Origin of the sequence: Streptomyces sp. NPDC048002 (assembly GCF_040653275.1) — a bacterium.
Taxonomy (GTDB): Bacteria; Actinomycetota; Actinomycetes; order Streptomycetales; family Streptomycetaceae; genus Streptomyces.
Genome location: NZ_JBEZNL010000028.1, coordinates 1 through 16,809, shown reverse-complemented (window position 1 = coordinate 16,809; position 16,809 = coordinate 1). Strand labels below are relative to the sequence as shown.

15 protein-coding genes, 1 rRNA gene and 1 riboswitch are annotated in these 16,809 nt (G+C 70.1%); of the genes, 3 read left to right on the top strand and 13 right to left on the bottom strand.

Translation table 11 applies throughout. The features are described 5' to 3' along the window. Window positions 1-119 precede the first annotated feature (119 nt). The gene (locus AB0E07_RS28025; protein WP_362257946.1) at window positions 120-1,601 is read right to left on the bottom strand and encodes an APC family permease; all 1,482 of its coding nucleotides are present in this window, start codon (window positions 1,599-1,601) and stop codon (window positions 120-122) included. A gap of 172 nt (window positions 1,602-1,773) precedes the next feature. Between AB0E07_RS28025 and AB0E07_RS28020 the strand changes: the two genes are divergently transcribed. Together AB0E07_RS28020 and AB0E07_RS28015 are read left to right on the top strand one after the other, a co-directional pair. Further along, window positions 1,774-2,172: a helix-turn-helix transcriptional regulator gene (locus AB0E07_RS28020; RefSeq protein ID WP_362257943.1), complete on the top strand. Its 399-nt coding sequence runs from the start codon at window positions 1,774-1,776 to the stop codon at window positions 2,170-2,172. Window positions 2,173-2,267: 95 nt separating this feature from the next. Beyond that, window positions 2,268-2,687 (top strand): TOBE domain-containing protein, encoded by a 420-nt coding sequence (locus AB0E07_RS28015; protein ID WP_362257940.1) that lies wholly within the window; start codon window positions 2,268-2,270, stop codon window positions 2,685-2,687. 65 nt (window positions 2,688-2,752) lie between these two features. On the opposite strand, the gene gcvP is transcribed toward AB0E07_RS28015, so the two are convergent. Further along, window positions 2,753-5,638, bottom strand: coding sequence for an aminomethyl-transferring glycine dehydrogenase (gcvP, locus tag AB0E07_RS28010; RefSeq protein WP_362257937.1), 2,886 nt, complete (start codon window positions 5,636-5,638; stop codon window positions 2,753-2,755). A gap of 176 nt (window positions 5,639-5,814) precedes the next feature. Beyond that, window positions 5,815-5,911: riboswitch (glycine riboswitch) on the bottom strand. Between the two features lie 113 nt (window positions 5,912-6,024). Here gcvP and AB0E07_RS28005 point away from each other — a divergent pair. Further along, complete coding sequence (locus tag AB0E07_RS28005; RefSeq protein WP_362257934.1) at window positions 6,025-6,399, top strand: PRC-barrel domain-containing protein; 375 nt, start codon at window positions 6,025-6,027, stop codon at window positions 6,397-6,399. A gap of 102 nt (window positions 6,400-6,501) precedes the next feature. Here the strand turns inward: AB0E07_RS28005 and AB0E07_RS28000 are convergent, their stop codons facing one another. The 11 genes from AB0E07_RS28000 to rrf form a co-directional block, all read right to left on the bottom strand. Continuing rightward, window positions 6,502-7,878 (bottom strand): DNA polymerase IV, encoded by a 1,377-nt coding sequence (locus AB0E07_RS28000; RefSeq protein WP_362257931.1) that lies wholly within the window; start codon window positions 7,876-7,878, stop codon window positions 6,502-6,504. Between the two features lie 88 nt (window positions 7,879-7,966). Next, on the bottom strand, window positions 7,967-8,650 hold the full coding sequence (locus AB0E07_RS27995) for a MerR family transcriptional regulator (RefSeq protein ID WP_362257928.1): 684 nt from the start codon (window positions 8,648-8,650) through the stop codon (window positions 7,967-7,969). A gap of 249 nt (window positions 8,651-8,899) precedes the next feature. Beyond that, the gene (locus AB0E07_RS27990) at window positions 8,900-9,373 is read right to left on the bottom strand and encodes a bifunctional nuclease family protein (RefSeq protein ID WP_004002801.1); all 474 of its coding nucleotides are present in this window, start codon (window positions 9,371-9,373) and stop codon (window positions 8,900-8,902) included. 81 nt (window positions 9,374-9,454) lie between these two features. Next, window positions 9,455-10,192: a MerR family transcriptional regulator gene (locus tag AB0E07_RS27985; RefSeq protein ID WP_362257924.1), complete on the bottom strand. Its 738-nt coding sequence runs from the start codon at window positions 10,190-10,192 to the stop codon at window positions 9,455-9,457. Window positions 10,193-10,211: 19 nt separating this feature from the next. Continuing rightward, window positions 10,212-11,147 carry an FHA domain-containing protein gene (locus AB0E07_RS27980; RefSeq protein WP_362257921.1) on the bottom strand — a complete coding sequence of 312 codons (936 nt, stop codon included), beginning with the start codon at window positions 11,145-11,147 and terminating at the stop codon, window positions 10,212-10,214. 61 nt (window positions 11,148-11,208) lie between these two features. After that, entirely contained in the window at window positions 11,209-12,042 is an 834-nt protein-coding gene (locus AB0E07_RS27975) for a DUF881 domain-containing protein (RefSeq protein ID WP_362257918.1), read from the bottom strand. Window positions 12,043-12,047: 5 nt separating this feature from the next. Then, the gene (locus AB0E07_RS27970) at window positions 12,048-12,380 is read right to left on the bottom strand and encodes a small basic family protein (RefSeq protein WP_003988855.1); all 333 of its coding nucleotides are present in this window, start codon (window positions 12,378-12,380) and stop codon (window positions 12,048-12,050) included. Continuing rightward, window positions 12,377-13,279, bottom strand: a complete 903-nt coding sequence (locus AB0E07_RS27965; protein WP_362257914.1) for a DUF881 domain-containing protein — start codon at window positions 13,277-13,279, stop codon at window positions 12,377-12,379. Before AB0E07_RS27965 ends, AB0E07_RS27970 begins: the two co-directional genes overlap by 4 nt. Window positions 13,280-13,386: 107 nt before the next feature. Next, window positions 13,387-15,882, bottom strand: coding sequence for a mannose-1-phosphate guanyltransferase (locus AB0E07_RS27960; protein WP_362257911.1), 2,496 nt, complete (start codon window positions 15,880-15,882; stop codon window positions 13,387-13,389). Window positions 15,883-15,995: 113 nt separating this feature from the next. Then, on the bottom strand, window positions 15,996-16,604 hold the full coding sequence (locus AB0E07_RS27955; RefSeq protein WP_362257908.1) for a CDP-alcohol phosphatidyltransferase family protein: 609 nt from the start codon (window positions 16,602-16,604) through the stop codon (window positions 15,996-15,998). A gap of 110 nt (window positions 16,605-16,714) precedes the next feature. After that, a 5S ribosomal RNA gene (gene rrf / locus AB0E07_RS27950) occupies window positions 16,715-16,809 on the bottom strand; the annotation flags it as partial.

The window sequence follows — 16,809 nt, the reverse complement described above, 5'->3', positions numbered from 1 at the left end:
GGACGTCTCCGGCTCGACCAGGGACGTCTCCGGCTCGGAGAGGGGTGTCTCCGGCTCGGAGAGGGGTGTCTCCGGCTCGGAGAGGGGTGTCTCCGGCTCGGAGAGGGGCGCCGGGCGCCTCAGCGCAGCCGGAACCGCAGCCGGCAGATCACCGCGTCGGTCTCCCGCCGCACGGCGTGGGCGACGACGGCGCCGCGCGGGTTCCGGAGCAGCCGCTGCCACACGTGCTCCGGCTCGGTCTCCGGTATCAGCACGGTGACGCGGGTGGCCGGCTCGACGGCGCCCACCTCACGCACGTAGGCGGCGATGGGGCGGCCCAGGGAACGGCGCGCGCAGTCCAGCCGGACCAGGGGCACCCCGGGATCCCACTCGGCCCACGCGCGCTCCAGGGCGTGCAGCGCGGCCCGGTCCTCGGCGTCGGGGTGGCAGACGGTGACCGCGCGGACCTCGTCGCCGAGGGAGCGGGCCGCGGTGAGGGCCTCCGAGGCCAGCCGGGACAGAGAGGAGACCGGCACGATCACCACCGCGCGCTCGCGGTGCGGGGCCTCGGGCACCTGCCCCAGACCGAGCCGCTCGCCGATGCGGCCGTAGGCGCGGTGCACGGTCTCGAAGGCCGGCACCAGCAGGGGCAGGGCGACGACCACGAGCCAGGCGCCCTCCTCGAACGTGGTCGCGGTGACGACGACCGCGGAGACACCGGTGAGGAGCCCGCCGAAGCCGTTGAGCAGCGCCTTGCCCTCCCATCCCGGACCCCGGTGCAGTCGCCAGTGCCGGACCATGCCGACCTGGGCGATGGTGAAGCCGACGAAGACACCGATCGCGAAGAGCGGCACGAGGGTGTTGGTGTCGCCGCCGGAGAACACCATCAGCGCGGCCGAGACACCGGCCAGCGTGAGAACCCCGTGCCGATGGACCTGCCGGTCGGCCTTGAGGGCGAAGACGTGCGGGAGGTAGTTGTCGCGGGCGAGCAGCTTCAGCAGCACGGGCTGGCCGCCGAGGGAGGTGTTGGCGGACAGCGCCAGCAGCACCACGGTGGCGAACTGGACGACGTAGAAGGCCCAGTTGTGGCCGAGGGCGACCTCGGCGTGCTGGGCCGACTTCGCGCGCGGGACGCGGAAGGAGGGGACGGCGTTGGCGATGGCCTCGACGCGGGTGAGGGCGCTGCATCCGGAGGCGAACGCCTTCAGCAGGAGCAGCGCGCCGACGGTGGTCGCGTTGTCGGCGAGGACGGAGGCGTGTCCGTCGGCCGTGGCGGTACTGACGGGCGCGGCCCGGAAGAGGCCCACCGTGATCAGCACCAGGATCGACCCGACGAACACGACGGTCGGCACGATGAAGGCCTTCGCCGAGTCGACGATGCCGCGCAGGTTCACACCGGTGATCTGGAGTCCTCCTCCATCCCCGACGCGCTGGCCGCCCTCCTCCTGCCCGTCCGCGACACGACGGGCCGCACCCCGCAGATCTACTTCGAGTGGACCGAGGGCAGTCCCTTCGCCAACGTCCTCCGCTTCTTCCTCTTCGGGCAGGGCGAGGTGGCCCCCGTGACCCGCGAGGTCCTGCGCGAGGCCGAACCGGACCGGGGCCGCCGCCGACGGGTCCACACGGGCTGAGACCCGGGTCCACACGGGCTGAGACCCGGATCCACACGGGCTAAGACCCGGATCCACACGGGCTGCGGCCCGGGACCACACGGGCTGCGGCCCGGGACCGCGCGGACCGACGCCCGCGTCCCGCACACACTGACGCTGACGCTGACGCAATATCGTGACCGGCATGCAGTCCTACACCATCGGCCAGGCCGCACGACTCCTCGGCGTCAGCCCCGACACCGCCCGCCGCTGGGCGGACGCGGGCCGTGTGGCCACCCACCGCGACGACAGCGGCCGGCGCCTCATCGACGGGCGGGACCTGGCCGCGTTCTCCGTGGAACTGGCCAGGACGTCCGCCTCGCCCGACGAGGAGACCTCGTACACCTCCGTCCGCAACGCCTTCCCCGGCATCGTCACGGCGATCAAGCTGGGGGACGTGGCGGCTCAGGTGGAGATCCAGGCGGGCCCCCACCGGCTGGTCTCCCTCCTCACCCGCGAGGCGGTCGAGGAGCTGGGCCTGGAGGTCGGCATGGAGGCCACGGCCCGGGTGAAGTCGACGAACGTGCACATCGACCGCACCTGACACCTCGGGCGACGCAAGCCCCCGCGTACCGGGACCAAAACCCTCGCGCGGATACCGTGGGACGCCCCCCATCCCGCCCGAAGGCGAGGCGCCCCATGCCCCTGAGCATCCGCAACCAACTGCCCGGCACCGTCGCGGCCGTCACCCCCGGCGAGGTGATGGCGACGGTCAAGGTGGACCTGCCCGGAGGCCACCACCTCACCGCCGCGATCACCCGGGAGGCCGCCGAGGAGCTCTCCCTGTCCACGGGCTCCGAGGTGCGGGCCCTGGTGAAGTCGACGGAGGTCTCCCTGGCGACCACCCCCGTGGCGGGCCTGTCGATCCGCAACCAGCTCCCGGGCACCGTCAGCTCCGTCGCCACGGGCGGCGCCATGACCACCGTGCGGATCACGACGACCGGCGGCGACCTCACCTCCGCCATCACCACGGACGCGGCCACCGAACTCGGCCTGGCCCCCGGCACCCCCGTCGTGGCCCTGATCAAGTCGACCGAGATCTCCCTGGCCACCCCCTGATACGGGAAAGGGCTCCGCCGGGGCCGGAAACAGCCCGGGCGGAGCCCGTCACGCGCTACCGCGGATCAGTCCTCGTAGGCGTCCAGCGGAGGGCAGGAGCACACGAGGTTGCGGTCACCGAAGGCCTGGTCGATCCGGCGCACCGGCGGCCAGTACTTGTCGGCCGCCGAGACCCCGGCCGGGAAGACGGCCTCGTCGCGGCTGTAGCCGTGCTCCCACGCCCCGCCCAGCGAGGCGGCGGTGTGCGGGGCGTTGCGCAGCGGGTTGTCGTCCGCGGCCCACTCGCCGGAACCGACCTTCTCGATCTCCCCGCGAATGGCGATCATCGCCTCGCAGAACCGGTCCAGCTCGATCAGGTCCTCGGACTCCGTCGGCTCGATCATCAGCGTGCCGGCGACGGGGAAGGACATGGTCGGCGCGTGGAAGCCGTAGTCGATCAGGCGCTTGGCCACGTCGTCGACGCTGACGCCGGTCGCCTTGGTCAGCGGGCGCAGGTCGATGATGCACTCGTGCGCGACCAGTCCGCCCGGACCGGTGTACAGCACCGGGAAGTGCGGCTCCAGCCGCTTGGCGATGTAGTTGGCGCTGAGCACGGCGACCTGGGTGGCCCGCTTGAGCCCCTCGCCGCCCATCAGCCGGACGTACGACCAGGAGATCGGCAGGATGCCGGCCGAGCCCCACGGCGCCGCCGAGATCGGCCCCACACCCGTCTCGGGCCCGGCGCTCGGCTGCATGGGGTGGTTCGGCAGGTACGGCGCCAGGTGCGCGCGGACACCGACCGGGCCGACACCCGGACCGCCGCCGCCGTGCGGGATGCAGAAGGTCTTGTGCAGGTTCAGGTGCGAGACGTCGCCGCCGAAGTGCCCCGGCTTGGCGAGCCCGACGAGCGCGTTGAGGTTGGCGCCGTCGACGTAGACCTGCCCGCCGGCCTCGTGCACCTGCGCGCAGATGTCCGCCACGTGCTCCTCGAACACACCGTGGGTCGAGGGGTACGTGATCATCAGCACCGACAGCTCGTCGCGGTACTGCTCGATCTTCGCCCGCAGGTCCTCGACGTCGATCTCGCCGTCCTCGGCGGTCCGCACCACGACCACCTTCATCCCGGCCATCACGGCGCTGGCCGCGTTGGTGCCGTGCGCGGAGGACGGGATGAGGCAGACGGTGCGCTGCTCGTCGCCGTTGGCGCGGTGGTAGCCGCGCACCGCGAGCAGTCCGGCCAGCTCGCCCTGCGACCCGGCGTTCGGCTGGAGGCTGACCTTGTCGTAGCCGGTGACCTCGGCGAGACGGTCCTCCAGCTCGCGGATGAGCGTGAGGTAGCCCTCGGCCTGCTCCTCGGGCGCGAAGGGGTGCAGCTGCCCGAACTCGGGCCAGGTGACCGGCTCCATCTCGGTCGTGGCGTTGAGCTTCATGGTGCAGGAGCCCAGCGGGATCATGCCGCGGTCCAGCGCGTAGTCGCGGTCGGCGAGCCGGCGCAGGTAGCGCAGCATCGCGGTCTCGGAACGGTGCTGGTGGAAGACCGGGTGGGTGAGGAACTCGCCCTCGCGCACCAGAGCCTGCGGCAGCGCGTCCGCGGTGCTCGCGTCCAGTGCCTCGACGTCGCCCTCGACCCCGAAGGCGCTCCACACGGCGGCCAGCTGGGCCCGGCCGGTGGTCTCGTCGCAGGCGGCGGAGACGTGGTCGGCGTCGACGAGGTGGAGGTTGACGCCGTTGGCGCGGGCCGCGGCGACGACCTCGGCGGCCCGTCCGGGCACGCGCGCGGTGATGGTGTCGAAGTAGGCGCCGTGGACGACCTCGACCCCGCCGGCGGTGAGGCCGGCGGCGAGGATCGTGGCGTACCGGTGGACCCGGCCGGCGATCCCCTTCAGGCCGTCGGGCCCGTGGTACACGGCGTACATGCCGGCCATGACGGCGAGCAGCACCTGCGCGGTGCAGATGTTGCTGGTCGCCTTCTCCCGGCGGATGTGCTGCTCACGGGTCTGGAGCGCCAGCCGGTAGGCCTTGTTGCCGTCGGCGTCGACGGAGACACCGACGAGCCGCCCGGGAAGGCTGCGCGCGAACTTCTCGTGCACGGCCATGTAACCGGCGTGCGGACCGCCGAAGCCCATGGGGACACCGAAGCGCTGCGTGGTGCCGACCGCGATGTCGGCGCCCAGCTCGCCCGGCGAGGCCAGCAGGGTCAGCGCGAGCAGGTCGGCGGCGACGGTGACGAGCGCGCCGAGCTCGTGGGCCTGCTCGATGACGGGCTTGATGTCCCGCACGGCACCGGAGGCGCCGGGGTACTGGATCAGCACGCCGTTGATCTCACGCGCGGCGATCTCGGCGGGGATGCCGTCGCTGAGGTCGGCGACGACGACCTCGACGCCGGTCGGCTCGGCGCGCGTCTCGATCACCGCGATCGTCTGCGGCAGCGCGTCCGCGTCGATCAGGAACAGACCCTTCTTGTTCCTGCCCATGCGCCGGGACAGGGCCATCGCCTCGGCGGCGGCCGTGCCCTCGTCCAGCAGCGAGGCGCCGGAGGTGGGCAGCCCGGTGAGCTCGGCGACCACGGTCTGGAAGTTCAGCAGGGCCTCCAGGCGCCCCTGCGAGATCTCCGGCTGGTACGGCGTGTAGGCCGTGTACCAGGACGGGTTCTCCATCACGTTGCGCAGGATGACCGGCGGGGTGAAGGTGCCGTAGTAACCGAGCCCGATCATGGAGTCGAGCACCTGGTTGCGGTTGGCGAGCGCACGCAGCTCGGCGAGCACCTCGGCCTCGGAACGGGCACCCGGCAGCGCGAGCGAGTCGGCGTTCTTGATCACATCCGGGACCGCGGCGGCGGTGAGCTCGTCCAGCGAGCCGTATCCGACCTGGGCGAGCATCTTGGCCCGGGCTTCCTGGTCAGGTCCGATGTGACGCTGCTCGAAGGGGATGCCCGACTCGAGCTCGGAGAGAGGAATGCGGTGGGCGGTCATTGCGGAGGCCTCCTGGTCTGACACGACCTTCGGGGGGCACCACGGCACGGGTACCCGGACGGCCTCCCCCTCTGTCATCTCAACCTGAGAGCTTCACCGGGCCCCCGAAGGGCACCCGGCTTTCACCGTCGGTGAGAGCGGACACCGTCGACACCCGCTCTGCTTTCCAGAGTGACCTCGTCCGTGCGGTACGTGGGCCTGAGAGATTCCGGGGAGGATTTGCTCCTTCGGCGCCTCCGGATGGTGTCCGAAGGACTCTCCCGCACGGGGTCAGCAGCCGCTTGAAGCGTACCAGCGAGGTCAATGGCCGGGCGTTCGAGTGGCCGCTTCACCCGATGTGCTCTTTTGTAGTGCTTACGGATGATTCGCGAGCAAGTGGAGGGCCCGTGCAGACCGACATCGATCCGCGCAACCTGATCGGCCGCAAGGCCTTCGACCAGAACGGGACGAAGATCGGCACGATCGACGAGATCTACCTCGACGACGCGACCGGCATACCGGAGTGGGCGGCCATACGCACCGGCCTGTTCAGCCGGGACGCCTTCGTCCCGCTGGAGCCCAGCGAACTGGTCGAGGGCACCCTGCACGTGCCCTTCGAACGCTCCCTGATCAAGGACGCCCCCGACTTCGGGGTGGGACGCCACCTCTCCCCGGAACAGGAACTCCAGCTGTACCACCACTACGGTCTGGACATCACTTCACCCCCGCCCTCCGACCACGACTTCGGCAAACTGGCGGGCACCGAGGACGCGGACACCTGACCCTCTTCTCCCGGACCGCTGAGCCGAACGGGTGGCGGCGGCCGGCGCGCTTCCTGCACGGGCGGGCGCGGTCGGCCCCCTCCCTCCCCGAACTCCTCGGTCTCATGGGCGGGCCCCGTCCACCGCGGCTCCGGGCCGGGCCGCCACCAGCGGCAACGGCTCCGCCGCCGCCAGCTCCGGATCGTCCACGCGAAACGTCCTCACCCGCCCCACCTCGGAGTCCGGCGTCTCGAACCGCACGGTGACCCGGCCAAGACCGCTCCCCTGCACCCAGCCGTGCCCGTACTCGGCGTGGCGTACGTCGTGCCCGGCGGCCCACCGCCGCTCCCTCGGCGCCTCGGCGTCACCCGCACCACCGCCGGGCTCCCGCTCGCCGTCCTCCGTGTCCTCGGCCGTCTCCAGCTCCCCCGCGGCCTGCGCGAACAGGTCCTCCTGGGTGTAGTCGGCGAGCCCGCTGACCCCGACCCCGAGCAGGCGCACGCCTCCCGTGGTGTCCACCGACTCCAGCAGCCGCGCGGCCGCCTCCCGCACCACCGCCGGATCGTCCGTGGGCCCGCGCAGGGTCTCGGACCGGGTGAGCGTCGAGAAGTCGTAGCGCCGCACCTTCAGCACGATGGTCCGCCCCGACAGCCCGGCCCCGCGCAGCCGCCGCACACACCGGTCGGCCAGCCGCTGCACCTCCAGCCCCACCCGCACGCGGTCATGGATGTCGACGTCGTAGGTGTCCTCCACCGACACCGACTTCGTCTCCCGCTCGGCCACCACCGCCCGCTCGTCACGCGCCAGCGCCATGGCGTACAGCGCGTGCCCGTGCGCCTTGCCCAGCATGCGCACCAGTTCGTCCTCGCCGGCCTCAGCGAGCTCGCCGACCGTGTGGATCCCGGCCCGCCGCAGATGGTCCCCGGTGGCGGGCCCCACGCCCGGCAGGGTCCGCACGGACATCGGCGCGAGCAGCGCCCGCTCCGAGCCCGGCTCGATCAGCACCAGACCGTCCGGCTTGGCCTGCTCGGACGCGATCTTCGCGAGCATCTTGGACGCGGCGAGCCCCACCGACCCCGTCAGCCCCGTGACCGCCCGTATGTCGGCGCGCAGCCGTACGCCCGTCAGCCGGGCCGAGTCGGCGTCCCAGGCCGCTCCCCCGGCCTCCAGATCGACGAACGCCTCATCGAGGCTGAGCGGCTCCACCAGCGGCGACAGCGCCCGCAGCAGCCCCATGACCTGCTCGCTGATCGACCGGTAGAACGCAAAGCGCGGCACGAGGTACGCGGCGTTCGGCACCAGCCGCCGCGCCTGCGCCATCGGCATCGCCGAATTGACCCCGAAGACCCGGGCCTCGTACGAGGCCGTCGCCACCACTCCGCGCGGCCCCAGCCCGCCCACGACGACCGGTTTCCCGCGCAGACTGGGCTTGGACGCCTGCTCCGCCGAGGCGAAGAAGGCATCCATGTCCAGATGCAGGATCGTGGGAGCGCTTCTCACCCCTCCGATGCTGCCCTACGCCACTGACAACGGGGGCCACCGACCGGGCACCCCGGCCCGGCGGGCAGTCCGGGCGCCCCGGCCCGTCTCAGACGGCCCGGTTGCGGCGTCGCGCCAGCTCGTCCGCCGGGTTCTGGCCGACCAGCGTCTCCCCGGTGTCGATCCGCTCGCCGTGCAGCTGGGACAGCGCGCTCTCCACGTCCCGCCACACCACTCCGACGGCGATCCCGAAGACGCCCTGACCGCCCTGGAGCAGCGCGTGCACCTCGTCGGGCGAGGTGCACTCGTAGACCGTGGCACCGTCGCTCATCAGCGTCATGCGCTCCAGGTCCTGGAAACCCCGCTCCCGCAGGTGCTGGACCGTGGTGCGGATGTTCTGCAGGGAGACCCCGGTGTCCAGGAAACGCTTGACGATCTTCAGGACGACGACGTCCCGAAAGCTGTAGAGCCGCTGCGTCCCCGACCCGTGCGCGGGCCGCACGCTCGGCTCCACGAGCCCGGTGCGCGCCCAGTAGTCCAGCTGCCGATAGGTGATTCCGGCTGCCGCGCAGGCCGTCGGGCCGCGATAGCCGATCTGTTCGGACGCCATGGACGTCGCCCCTCCGCCGCTCGGCACGGCCGCCGACAGCTGCGGGGCGCGCTCGGCCGAACCACCCGGCTGGGGGTATCCCCCGTTCGGGCGGAACCGTGAGCCCGGGGGAGGGTACGGACCGCTCTCCCCGAAACCGCGTCCGGGGGCACCCCCAGCCGTACCGTCGCCGCTGCTTCTCACGCCGACCTCCGTCCTTGACCTGCCTTCACGACGGTAGGCAGTCACCAGGGGTGCGTCAACGATCGCCACACTCGGCACGCCGAGTGATAATCACCCTAGGAGTGGTTTCCCGTGCCCCACCGCGGGGAAAGGCTAGCCGAATGCGCTCCGGGCGGGCCGCAGGACGCTCTCACTGGCCGGTGGCAATTGCCGTGGTTCCGAGCCGACGCCCGCCACGGGCGGTCACGGCGGGACACCCGCGCCGGCGTCTCACTGACTGCTGGTGCCGAAGTCCTCGGGCGAGATCTGGTCGAGGAACTCGCGGAACTTCTCCACCTCGTCCTCCTGCTCGTCCGGGATCGCGATGCCCGCGTCGTCGAGCACCCCGTCACTGCCGTAGATGGGCGTTCCGGTGCGCAGGGCGAGCGCTATCGCGTCGGACGGGCGCGCGCTCACCTCGACCCCGCTGGCGAAGACCAGCTCGGCGTAGAAGACGCCTTCGCGCAGATCGGTGATGCGCACTTCGGTCAGCTCCTGGCCGACGGCCTCCAGCACGTCCTTGAACAGGTCGTGGGTCAGCGGTCGCGCGGGGGCCATGCCCTGCTGGGCGAAGGCGATGGCCGTCGCCTCACCCGGCCCGATCCAGATGGGGAGGTAGCGGTCGCCTCCCACTTCGCGCAGGAGCACGATCGGTTGGTTGGAGGGCATTTCGACCCGGACACCTACGACATCGAGCTCGTTCACACAGCAACCCTAGGCCGTGCTCGGGATGTTTGGGTAGTCGGGCCGGAAACGGGCCCCGATCCGGCCCGCCCGGCGGGCCGCTCAGGGCAGCCGCACCCCGAGAGCCGTCTTCACCAGCGCGGCGTGCAGCTTGACCGTGAGCCCCGCCAGCTCCTTGGTGCGCGCCTCGGCGTGCGCCCTGGTCTGCGGGTTGCGATGGCGCTTGAGCGGCGCGACGACCTGGTCCACCAGCCCGGCCTCACGGTCGGCGGCGGCCTTCATCACCCTCAGGTGCCTCGGCTCGATCCCGAAGCGCCCCAGTTCCGCGACGAGCGCGGCCACGGTGGCCGCCTCGGCGTCGTACGCGCCGTCCGGCAGCGGAGCGATCAGCCCGTAGGACTCCCACTCCTTCAGCTCCGGCTCACCGATCTCGGCGGCGGCGAGCAGCTCGGCCCGGCCGATCCGGGCCGCCGTCCGGGCGTCGGCGAACTCCTCCGCGGCCTCCGCGTCGCGTTGACGGCCCACGGACGGCAGCACGACCGCCTCGCCCCGCTCCATGGCGTCCAGATGCTCCCTGATGACCTTCAGGGGCAGATAGTGGTCCCGCTGCATCCTCAGCACATGGCCGAGCCGCTCGACGTCGCCGACGCTGAACTTGCGGTACCCCGAAGGAGTCCGCTGCGGCTCGATGAGGCCCTCCGACTCCAGAAAGCGGATCTTGGAGATGGTGACTTCGGGGAACTCGTCGCGCAGCGCGTTCAGGACCGTGCCGATGCTCATCAGCCCGCTGTCCGTGGCGGCGGTGCCGTGTCCGGCACCGCCGCTCGGTGTGTGAAGCATGGACCAACTCCGGGGAGGGTCAGTAGCCCCGCTGGCTCGCGTAGAAGACCAGCCGGTACTTGCCGATCTGCACCTCGTCGCCGTTGGACAGGGCGACCTGGTCGATCCGCTCGCGGTTGACGTACGTGCCGTTCAGACTCCCCACATCGGCGACCGTGAACGAGGCGTCCGGGCTCCGGCGGAACTCCACGTGCCGCCGGGAGACCGTGACGTCGTCCAGGAAGATGTCGCTCTGCGGGTGACGGCCGGCCGTGGTCAGGTCGCCGTCGAGCAGGAAGCGGCTGCCCGAGTTCGGACCCCGGCGCACCACCAGGAGCGCGGAGCCGAGCGGGAGCGCCTCGACGGCCGCCTGCGCCTCGGGGGACAGCGCCGGGATCTGCGTCTGGCCGGTGACCTCGGCGTCGTAGGCCTCAAGACCGGAGATGGAGATCGTGGAGGTGGTCTCGGACGGACGCTCGGGCACGGCACCCGCCCGCAGCGGCGCACCGCAGTTGGAACAGAAGCGACTGTTCTCCGCGTTGCGGTTACCGCACCTCGTGCACACCAGGGCCGACATCGACGGATCCTCCTGCCGCGGCTGCCCCACCGGGGCGTTGGACGCGTACGGGTCGGCGGAAAACCCTCCACCCGCACTTGAGGCTGACGGTTGCCCGAAACCTATGCCGCCGGCCTGAGCAGGGTCAACCGACGGCGCGCCCTGACCACCCACCTGGTCCCTGAACAGGGGCCGCTGGCCCTCCGCGTCAGGCTGTGCGCGATGACGGGCGGTGGCGTTGTCATTGCCCTCTCGCGCGCTCTTGCCGAACAACTTCGCAAACAACTTCACGGGCGATTCCCCTTGACTGAAACAGACCCGCCCGTGGGGCAGGACGAACCCTGACTGCACACTCCGGCCGACCCGGACATCCTCACAACGTCCCTGTCCACCAGACAGTTTCCACCACGCACCACCCATTCGGTGCGCCGACCCCCCGCAAGCTCATGCCCTCGCCGGACGTCCCCCATGCACCCCCGGTTCACCGCGATGACGACCGAGCGTAGTCAGGCCGCTCCGCGGCTCGCAAGGCATCCACAATGATCTTGTCGGACCGCTCCACGGTCACGGTGGCCTGCTCCTTCTCCAAGGTCTGCACCACGCCTCCAGGGATGTTGAGCGCCGGTTCCAGGTCCTGCGGCTTGCCGATGACCTTGAAACGATAGGGAGCGTTGATCTTGTTCCCGTCGACGCTCACGGAGTTCCCCGAATCCGTGAGATACGTGCCCGCCACCACGCGTACCCCGTTCACCTGGATCGCCTCGGCTCCGGCCGCACGCAACTCCTGAATGGCGTCGAGCAGCATGTGCGCCTCGACCGTCCCCTTCGTGTCGTCGATGGTCATCGTGATGCCGGGACCCTGCGCGGCCACGGTGCCCGCCAGAATGCCGAGTTGTCTCTCCTTCTCGACCGTCTGCCGACGGGCCTCCTCGGCCTGGTTCGAGCTGTTCTCCAGCTCGTCCCGCTGGTTCTCGAGTCCCTGCTTCTCGTCCTCAAGACGCTGAGTACGGTCGTCCAGTTCATCGAGGATGCGGACGAGATCCTCCTGGCGCGCCCCGCGCAGGGCGTCGTCCCCGTCACTGTTGGACGCGACCTGCACGGCCAGGCCGAATCCGAGGCCGAACAGCAGCAGCGCGACGATCAGTTGGGCCCGCGTCACACGCGGCGGCCACAGCCCCTTGGCCAGCCGCTGCCGACCGGTGAGACCGGGCTCGGGCTCGGGGGCGTCCGGCGCAGCCTCGGGCGCCGCGGCGGGCACCTCCTCGGGCAGTTCCTTGCGCAGCCTGTTCCCGGCCGTCTCGTCCTGCTCGCTCATCGGCCTCACGCCCGGAACACGTGCCGACGGATCGCCGCGGCGTTGGAGAAGATGCGGATACCGAGCACCACCACGACGCCCGTGGACAACTGCGCCCCCACGCCCAGCTTGTCGCCGAGGAAGACGATCAACGCGGCGACGACCACGTTGGACAGGAACGACACCACGAAGACCTTGTCGTCGAAGATGCCGTCGAGCATGGCCCGCAGACCACCGAAGACGGCGTCCAGCGCCGCCACGACGGCGATCGGGAGATAAGGCTCGACGACCGCCGGAACCTCGGGCCGGACCAACAGGCCGGCCACGACTCCCACGACGAGGCCCAGTACGGCGATCACGATGTGCCCTTCTCGGTTTTCTCGGTGTTCGGCTGTGCCGTTCGTACGGTCACACTGGGTGCTGCGGGCAGCCGGAGATCCCCCTCCACGGAGATCGCGTTCCGGATGCCGAAGTTCTCCCGAAGGGCGTTCAGGTACAGCCCGTCGGCACTGTCCTGGAACCTGGCGCTGAGCCGCTCCCCGTCCCCCACCGCGAGCACCGTGTACGGCGGCACCAGCGGCCTGTTGTCGACCAGTATCGCGTCACCCGCGGCCCTGATCGCCGACAGCGCCGTCAGCCGCTGCCCGTTGATGGAGATCGCCTCGGCCCCCGATTCCCAGAGCCCGTTCACCACACGCTGCATGTCACGGTCCCGGACACGTCCGGTGTCCGAGAACCCGGAGGTCTCCCTGGGATCCCCGTCACCGCCCGCACTGGAGTCCTTGGCGTCGTCCACAACAAGCTTCACCCCGGGCCCGTGCACCTCCAGCGCGCCGGCCAGAATGCCCATGAGTTCACTTCGGTCGCTGCCACCGCTCGACCTGAGCGCCTCGCGCTGGCGCGCGCTGACGTCGGCCCGCAGTTCCTCGACGCTGTCCTCCAGCTTGTCCGCGGCCTCGGTCTCCTGATCGATCCGGTCGATCAGTTCCTCGCGCTCCTTGGCCACGACGGGAGCGGCCACCCGGGCCTGCGCGGCACCGACGGTCACGACGAGCGCGGCGAGCACCAGGCCCGCGGCGAGCCCGAGCTTGGCCCTCAGCGTCTTCGGCATGCCCCCGTCAGCCGCCTGCTTCCTGGCCGCCGCCTCGGCGTACCCGTCGTCGAGGCTGTGATCCATGACGTTGTTGAGCAGCGACATGGAGGCGTCCGGGCGCGAGGGGCGCGTAGGTGTGCTCCGAACGGGGGGCTGCTGCGGCATGCCGCACATCGTCGCACGTCGCGACCAGTACCTCCGAATGGCCCCACCGGCGTGCCGGACAGGCCCCCTTGAGGACACTTGTCCGGCACGCGCGCGTAGGACCCGTTTCAGCTGCCGGCGCTGTCCACCACGGCCGACCACTCGTCGAGCAGGGCCTGCGCGGAGGCGTCGTCCGGCCCCTCCGCCCACAGATGGGTGACGGCCTCGGCCGGGTCGGGCAGCACCATCACCCAGCGCCCGTCCGTCTCGACCACCCGTACCCCGTCCGTGGTGTCCACGGAGCGGTCTCCGGCCGCCTCGACGACCCGCCGCATCACGAGCCCCTTGACCGCCCACGGGGTCGCCAGATCCCGCTTCAGGACATGCGCACGCGGAATCCGCGCGTCGATCTGGCTGAGGGTGAGCTGTGTACGGGCGACCAGCCCGATCAGCCGCACGAAGGCCGCCGTACCGTCGAAGACGCTGCTGAACTCGGGGACGATGAAGCCACCCTTGCCGTCGCCACCGAAGATCGTGGTCTCGTCGCGTCCGACGCGTGTGAGGTCGTCGGGCGAGGTGGTCGTCCACTCCACCTGAGTGCCGTGATAGGCCGCCACCTGCTCGGCGATCCGCGTCGTGGTCACCGGCAGGGCCACCCTGCCGCTGCGCCGCTCGGCGGCCACCAGGTCGAGCATGACGAGCAGCGCCCGGTCGTCCTCGACGATCCGTCCCTTCTCGTCGACCAGGGACAACCGCTCACCCACCGGGTCGAACCGCACACCGAACGCGGCCCGGGCGGAGGCGACGATCTCGCCGAGCCGCACGAGCCCCGACCGCCGGGCATCCGCCGTCTCCGTGGGCCGTGACTCGTCAAGACCGGGGTTGATCGTCAGCGAGTCGACACCGAGCTTGCCCAGCAGGCTGGGCAGCACCAGCCCGGCGCTTCCGTTGGAGGCGTCCACGACGACCTTCAGCCCGGAATCGGCGATCCCGGTCGTGTCCACGTTGCGCAGCAGCGACCCCGTATAGGAGTCGAACACGCTGGACGGGAAGTGCAGGTCCCCGATCTCCCCGGGGAACGCCCGCCGGTACTCCTGGCGCGCGAACACCCGGTCCAGCTTGCGCTGACTGCCCTGCGACAGATCCGCGCCCTGCCCGTCGAAGAACATGATGTCCACGGAATCCGGCACACCGGGTGTCGTCCGGATCATGATCCCGCCGGCACTCCCGCGCGCGGTCTGCTGCCGCGCCACGGGCAGCGGTACGTTCTCCAGGTCGCGTACGTCGATGGCGCTGGCCTGGAGTGCGCTGATCACCGCCCGCTTCAGGGCCCGCGCACCACGGGAGTGGTCCCGGGCGGTGGTGACGGTCGACCCCTTCTTCAGGGTCGTCGCGTAGGCACCGGCGAGACGCACGGCCAGCTCGGGCGTGATCTCCACATTCAGGATTCCCGACACACCGCGGGCTCCGAAGAGGTGCGCCTGGCTCCTGGATTCCCAGATCACCGACGTGTTGACGAAGGCACCGGCCTCGACGACCTTGAACGGGTAGACCCGCACATTGCCCTGGATGATCGATTCTTCACCGACGAGGCACTCGTCGCCGATCACCGCACCGTCCTCGATGCGGGCCGCGCGCATGATGTCGGTGTTCTTTCCGACCACGCAGCCGCGGAGGTTGCTGTGCTGGCCGACATACACGTTGTCGTGCACGACGGCCTTGTGCAGAAAGGCCCCGGTCTTCACGACGACGTTGGATCCGACGACCGTGTGCTCCCGGATTTCCGCGCCGGCCTCGACCTTCGCGTAGTCCCCGATGTAGAGCGGTCCGCGGAGCACGGCGTCGGAATGCACCTCGGCGCCTTCCGCCACCCATACGCCCGGCGAGATCTCGAACCCGTCGATCTCGACGTCGACCTTGCCCTCCAGGACGTCGGCCTGCGCCTTCACATAGCTCTCGTGGGTGCCCACGTCCTCCCAGTAGCCCTCGGCGACATAGCCGTAGACCGGCTTGCCCTCCTTCATCAGCTGCGGGAAGACATCACCGGACCAGTCGACGGGCACATCGGCCTCGACGTAGTCGAAGACTTCGGGCTCCATGACGTAAATACCGGTGTTCACGGTGTCGGAGAAGACCTGTCCCCAGGTCGGCTTCTCCAGGAACCGCTCGACCTTGCCGTCCTCGTCGACAATCGTGATTCCGAATTCCAGCGGATTCGGAACGCGCGTCAGGCAGACGGTGACCAGCGCGCCCTTCTCCTTGTGGAAACGGATCAGCTCGGTGAGGTCGAAGTCGGTGAGGGCATCGCCGGAGATGACAAGGAAGGCGTCGTCCTTCAACGCCTCTTCGGCGTTCTTGACACTTCCTGCGGTACCGAGTGGCTTCTCCTCGTTGGCATAGCTGAGCTCCATTCCGAGCTCCTCGCCGTCACCGAAATAGTTCTTGACCAACGAGGCCAGGAACTGGACAGTAACAACGGTCTCGTTCAGCCCATGCCTTTTGAGCAGCCTCAGAACGTGCTCCATGATCGGCCGGTTGGCCACCGGCAGGAGCGGCTTGGGCATGCTTGAGGTCATCGGGCGAAGGCGTGTGCCTTCGCCTCCGGCCATCACGACGGCCTTCATGTCGGAAGCGTCCTCCTCAAAGAGACGACGGTCTAGCCGACTTCACCCGTCCAGATTGTCCCGCACTTTCGCTTCGCGGGCCATCGAGCCGCGGGGTCGCATCAGGGGCGAGTTCAATCGGCCATGGCGTCCGCACGTACCAGGCGGCGGACCTGTACCACATAGAGGACTCCTGCCCACCAGTAGAGCGTTGTACCCCATCCGGCGAACGCCCATCCGAAAATCGCAGCGAGTGACGCGAGCCACCCGCTTCCGTCACTGAGCAGGAGCAACGGGAAGGCATACATCAGGTTGAAAGTAGCGGCCTTCCCTAGGAAGTTCACCTGGGGCGGCGGATAGCCGTGGCGCCTGAGGATGCCCACCATCACCAGCAGAACCAGTTCCCGCGCGAGAAGTACGGCCGTCAACCAGAGCGGCAGAATCTCGCGCCAGGTCAGTCCGACCAAAGTCGAGAGAATGTAGAGCCGGTCCGCGGCCGGGTCGAGCAGCCGGCCAAGGCTGCTGATCTGGTTCCAGCGCCGCGCGAGCTTGCCGTCGAGGTAGTCACTGATGCCGCTCAGCATCAGCACCAGCAGCGCCCAGCCATCGGCCTTGGGCCCACCGAACTCGGGCCAGAGGATCAACCACAGGAACAGCGGCACACCAAGGAGCCGCGCCATGCTGAGGATGTTGGGGATGGTGAGGACCCTGTCCGTCTGGACACGGGTCTCCTGGACCTCCACCCGGGGGCCTCCTGTGGGGAAACGTGCGAACGATGCCCCCTGACCCTACCTCAACGCAAAAAAGCTCTGGCTCCTGGGCGCATTGCCCAAGAGCCAGAGCTATAAAAGGAGTTCGGCGGCGTCCTACTCTCCCACAGGGTCCCCCCTGCAGTACCATCGGCGCTGTGAGGCTTAGCTTCCGGGTTCGGAATGTAACCGGGCGTTT

Bases quoted from the DNA above. Each gene is read 5' to 3' on its own strand.
- AB0E07_RS28020 (WP_362257943.1), top strand. From the start codon at position 1,774: ATGCAGTCCTACACCATCGGCCAGGCCGCACGACTCCTCGGCGTCAGC.
- AB0E07_RS28015 (WP_362257940.1), top strand. From the start codon at position 2,268: ATGCCCCTGAGCATCCGCAACCAACTGCCCGGCACCGTCGCGGCCGTC.
- gcvP (WP_362257937.1), bottom strand. From the start codon at position 5,638: ATGACCGCCCACCGCATTCCTCTCTCCGAGCTCGAGTCGGGCATCCCC.
- AB0E07_RS27985 (WP_362257924.1), bottom strand. From the start codon at position 10,192: ATGCTTCACACACCGAGCGGCGGTGCCGGACACGGCACCGCCGCCACG.
- AB0E07_RS27980 (WP_362257921.1), bottom strand. From the start codon at position 11,147: ATGGGTGGTGCGTGGTGGAAACTGTCTGGTGGACAGGGACGTTGTGAG.
- AB0E07_RS27975 (WP_362257918.1), bottom strand. From the start codon at position 12,042: ATGAGCGAGCAGGACGAGACGGCCGGGAACAGGCTGCGCAAGGAACTG.
- AB0E07_RS27965 (WP_362257914.1), bottom strand. From the start codon at position 13,279: ATGCCGCAGCAGCCCCCCGTTCGGAGCACACCTACGCGCCCCTCGCGC.
- AB0E07_RS27960 (WP_362257911.1), bottom strand. From the start codon at position 15,882: ATGAAGGCCGTCGTGATGGCCGGAGGCGAAGGCACACGCCTTCGCCCG.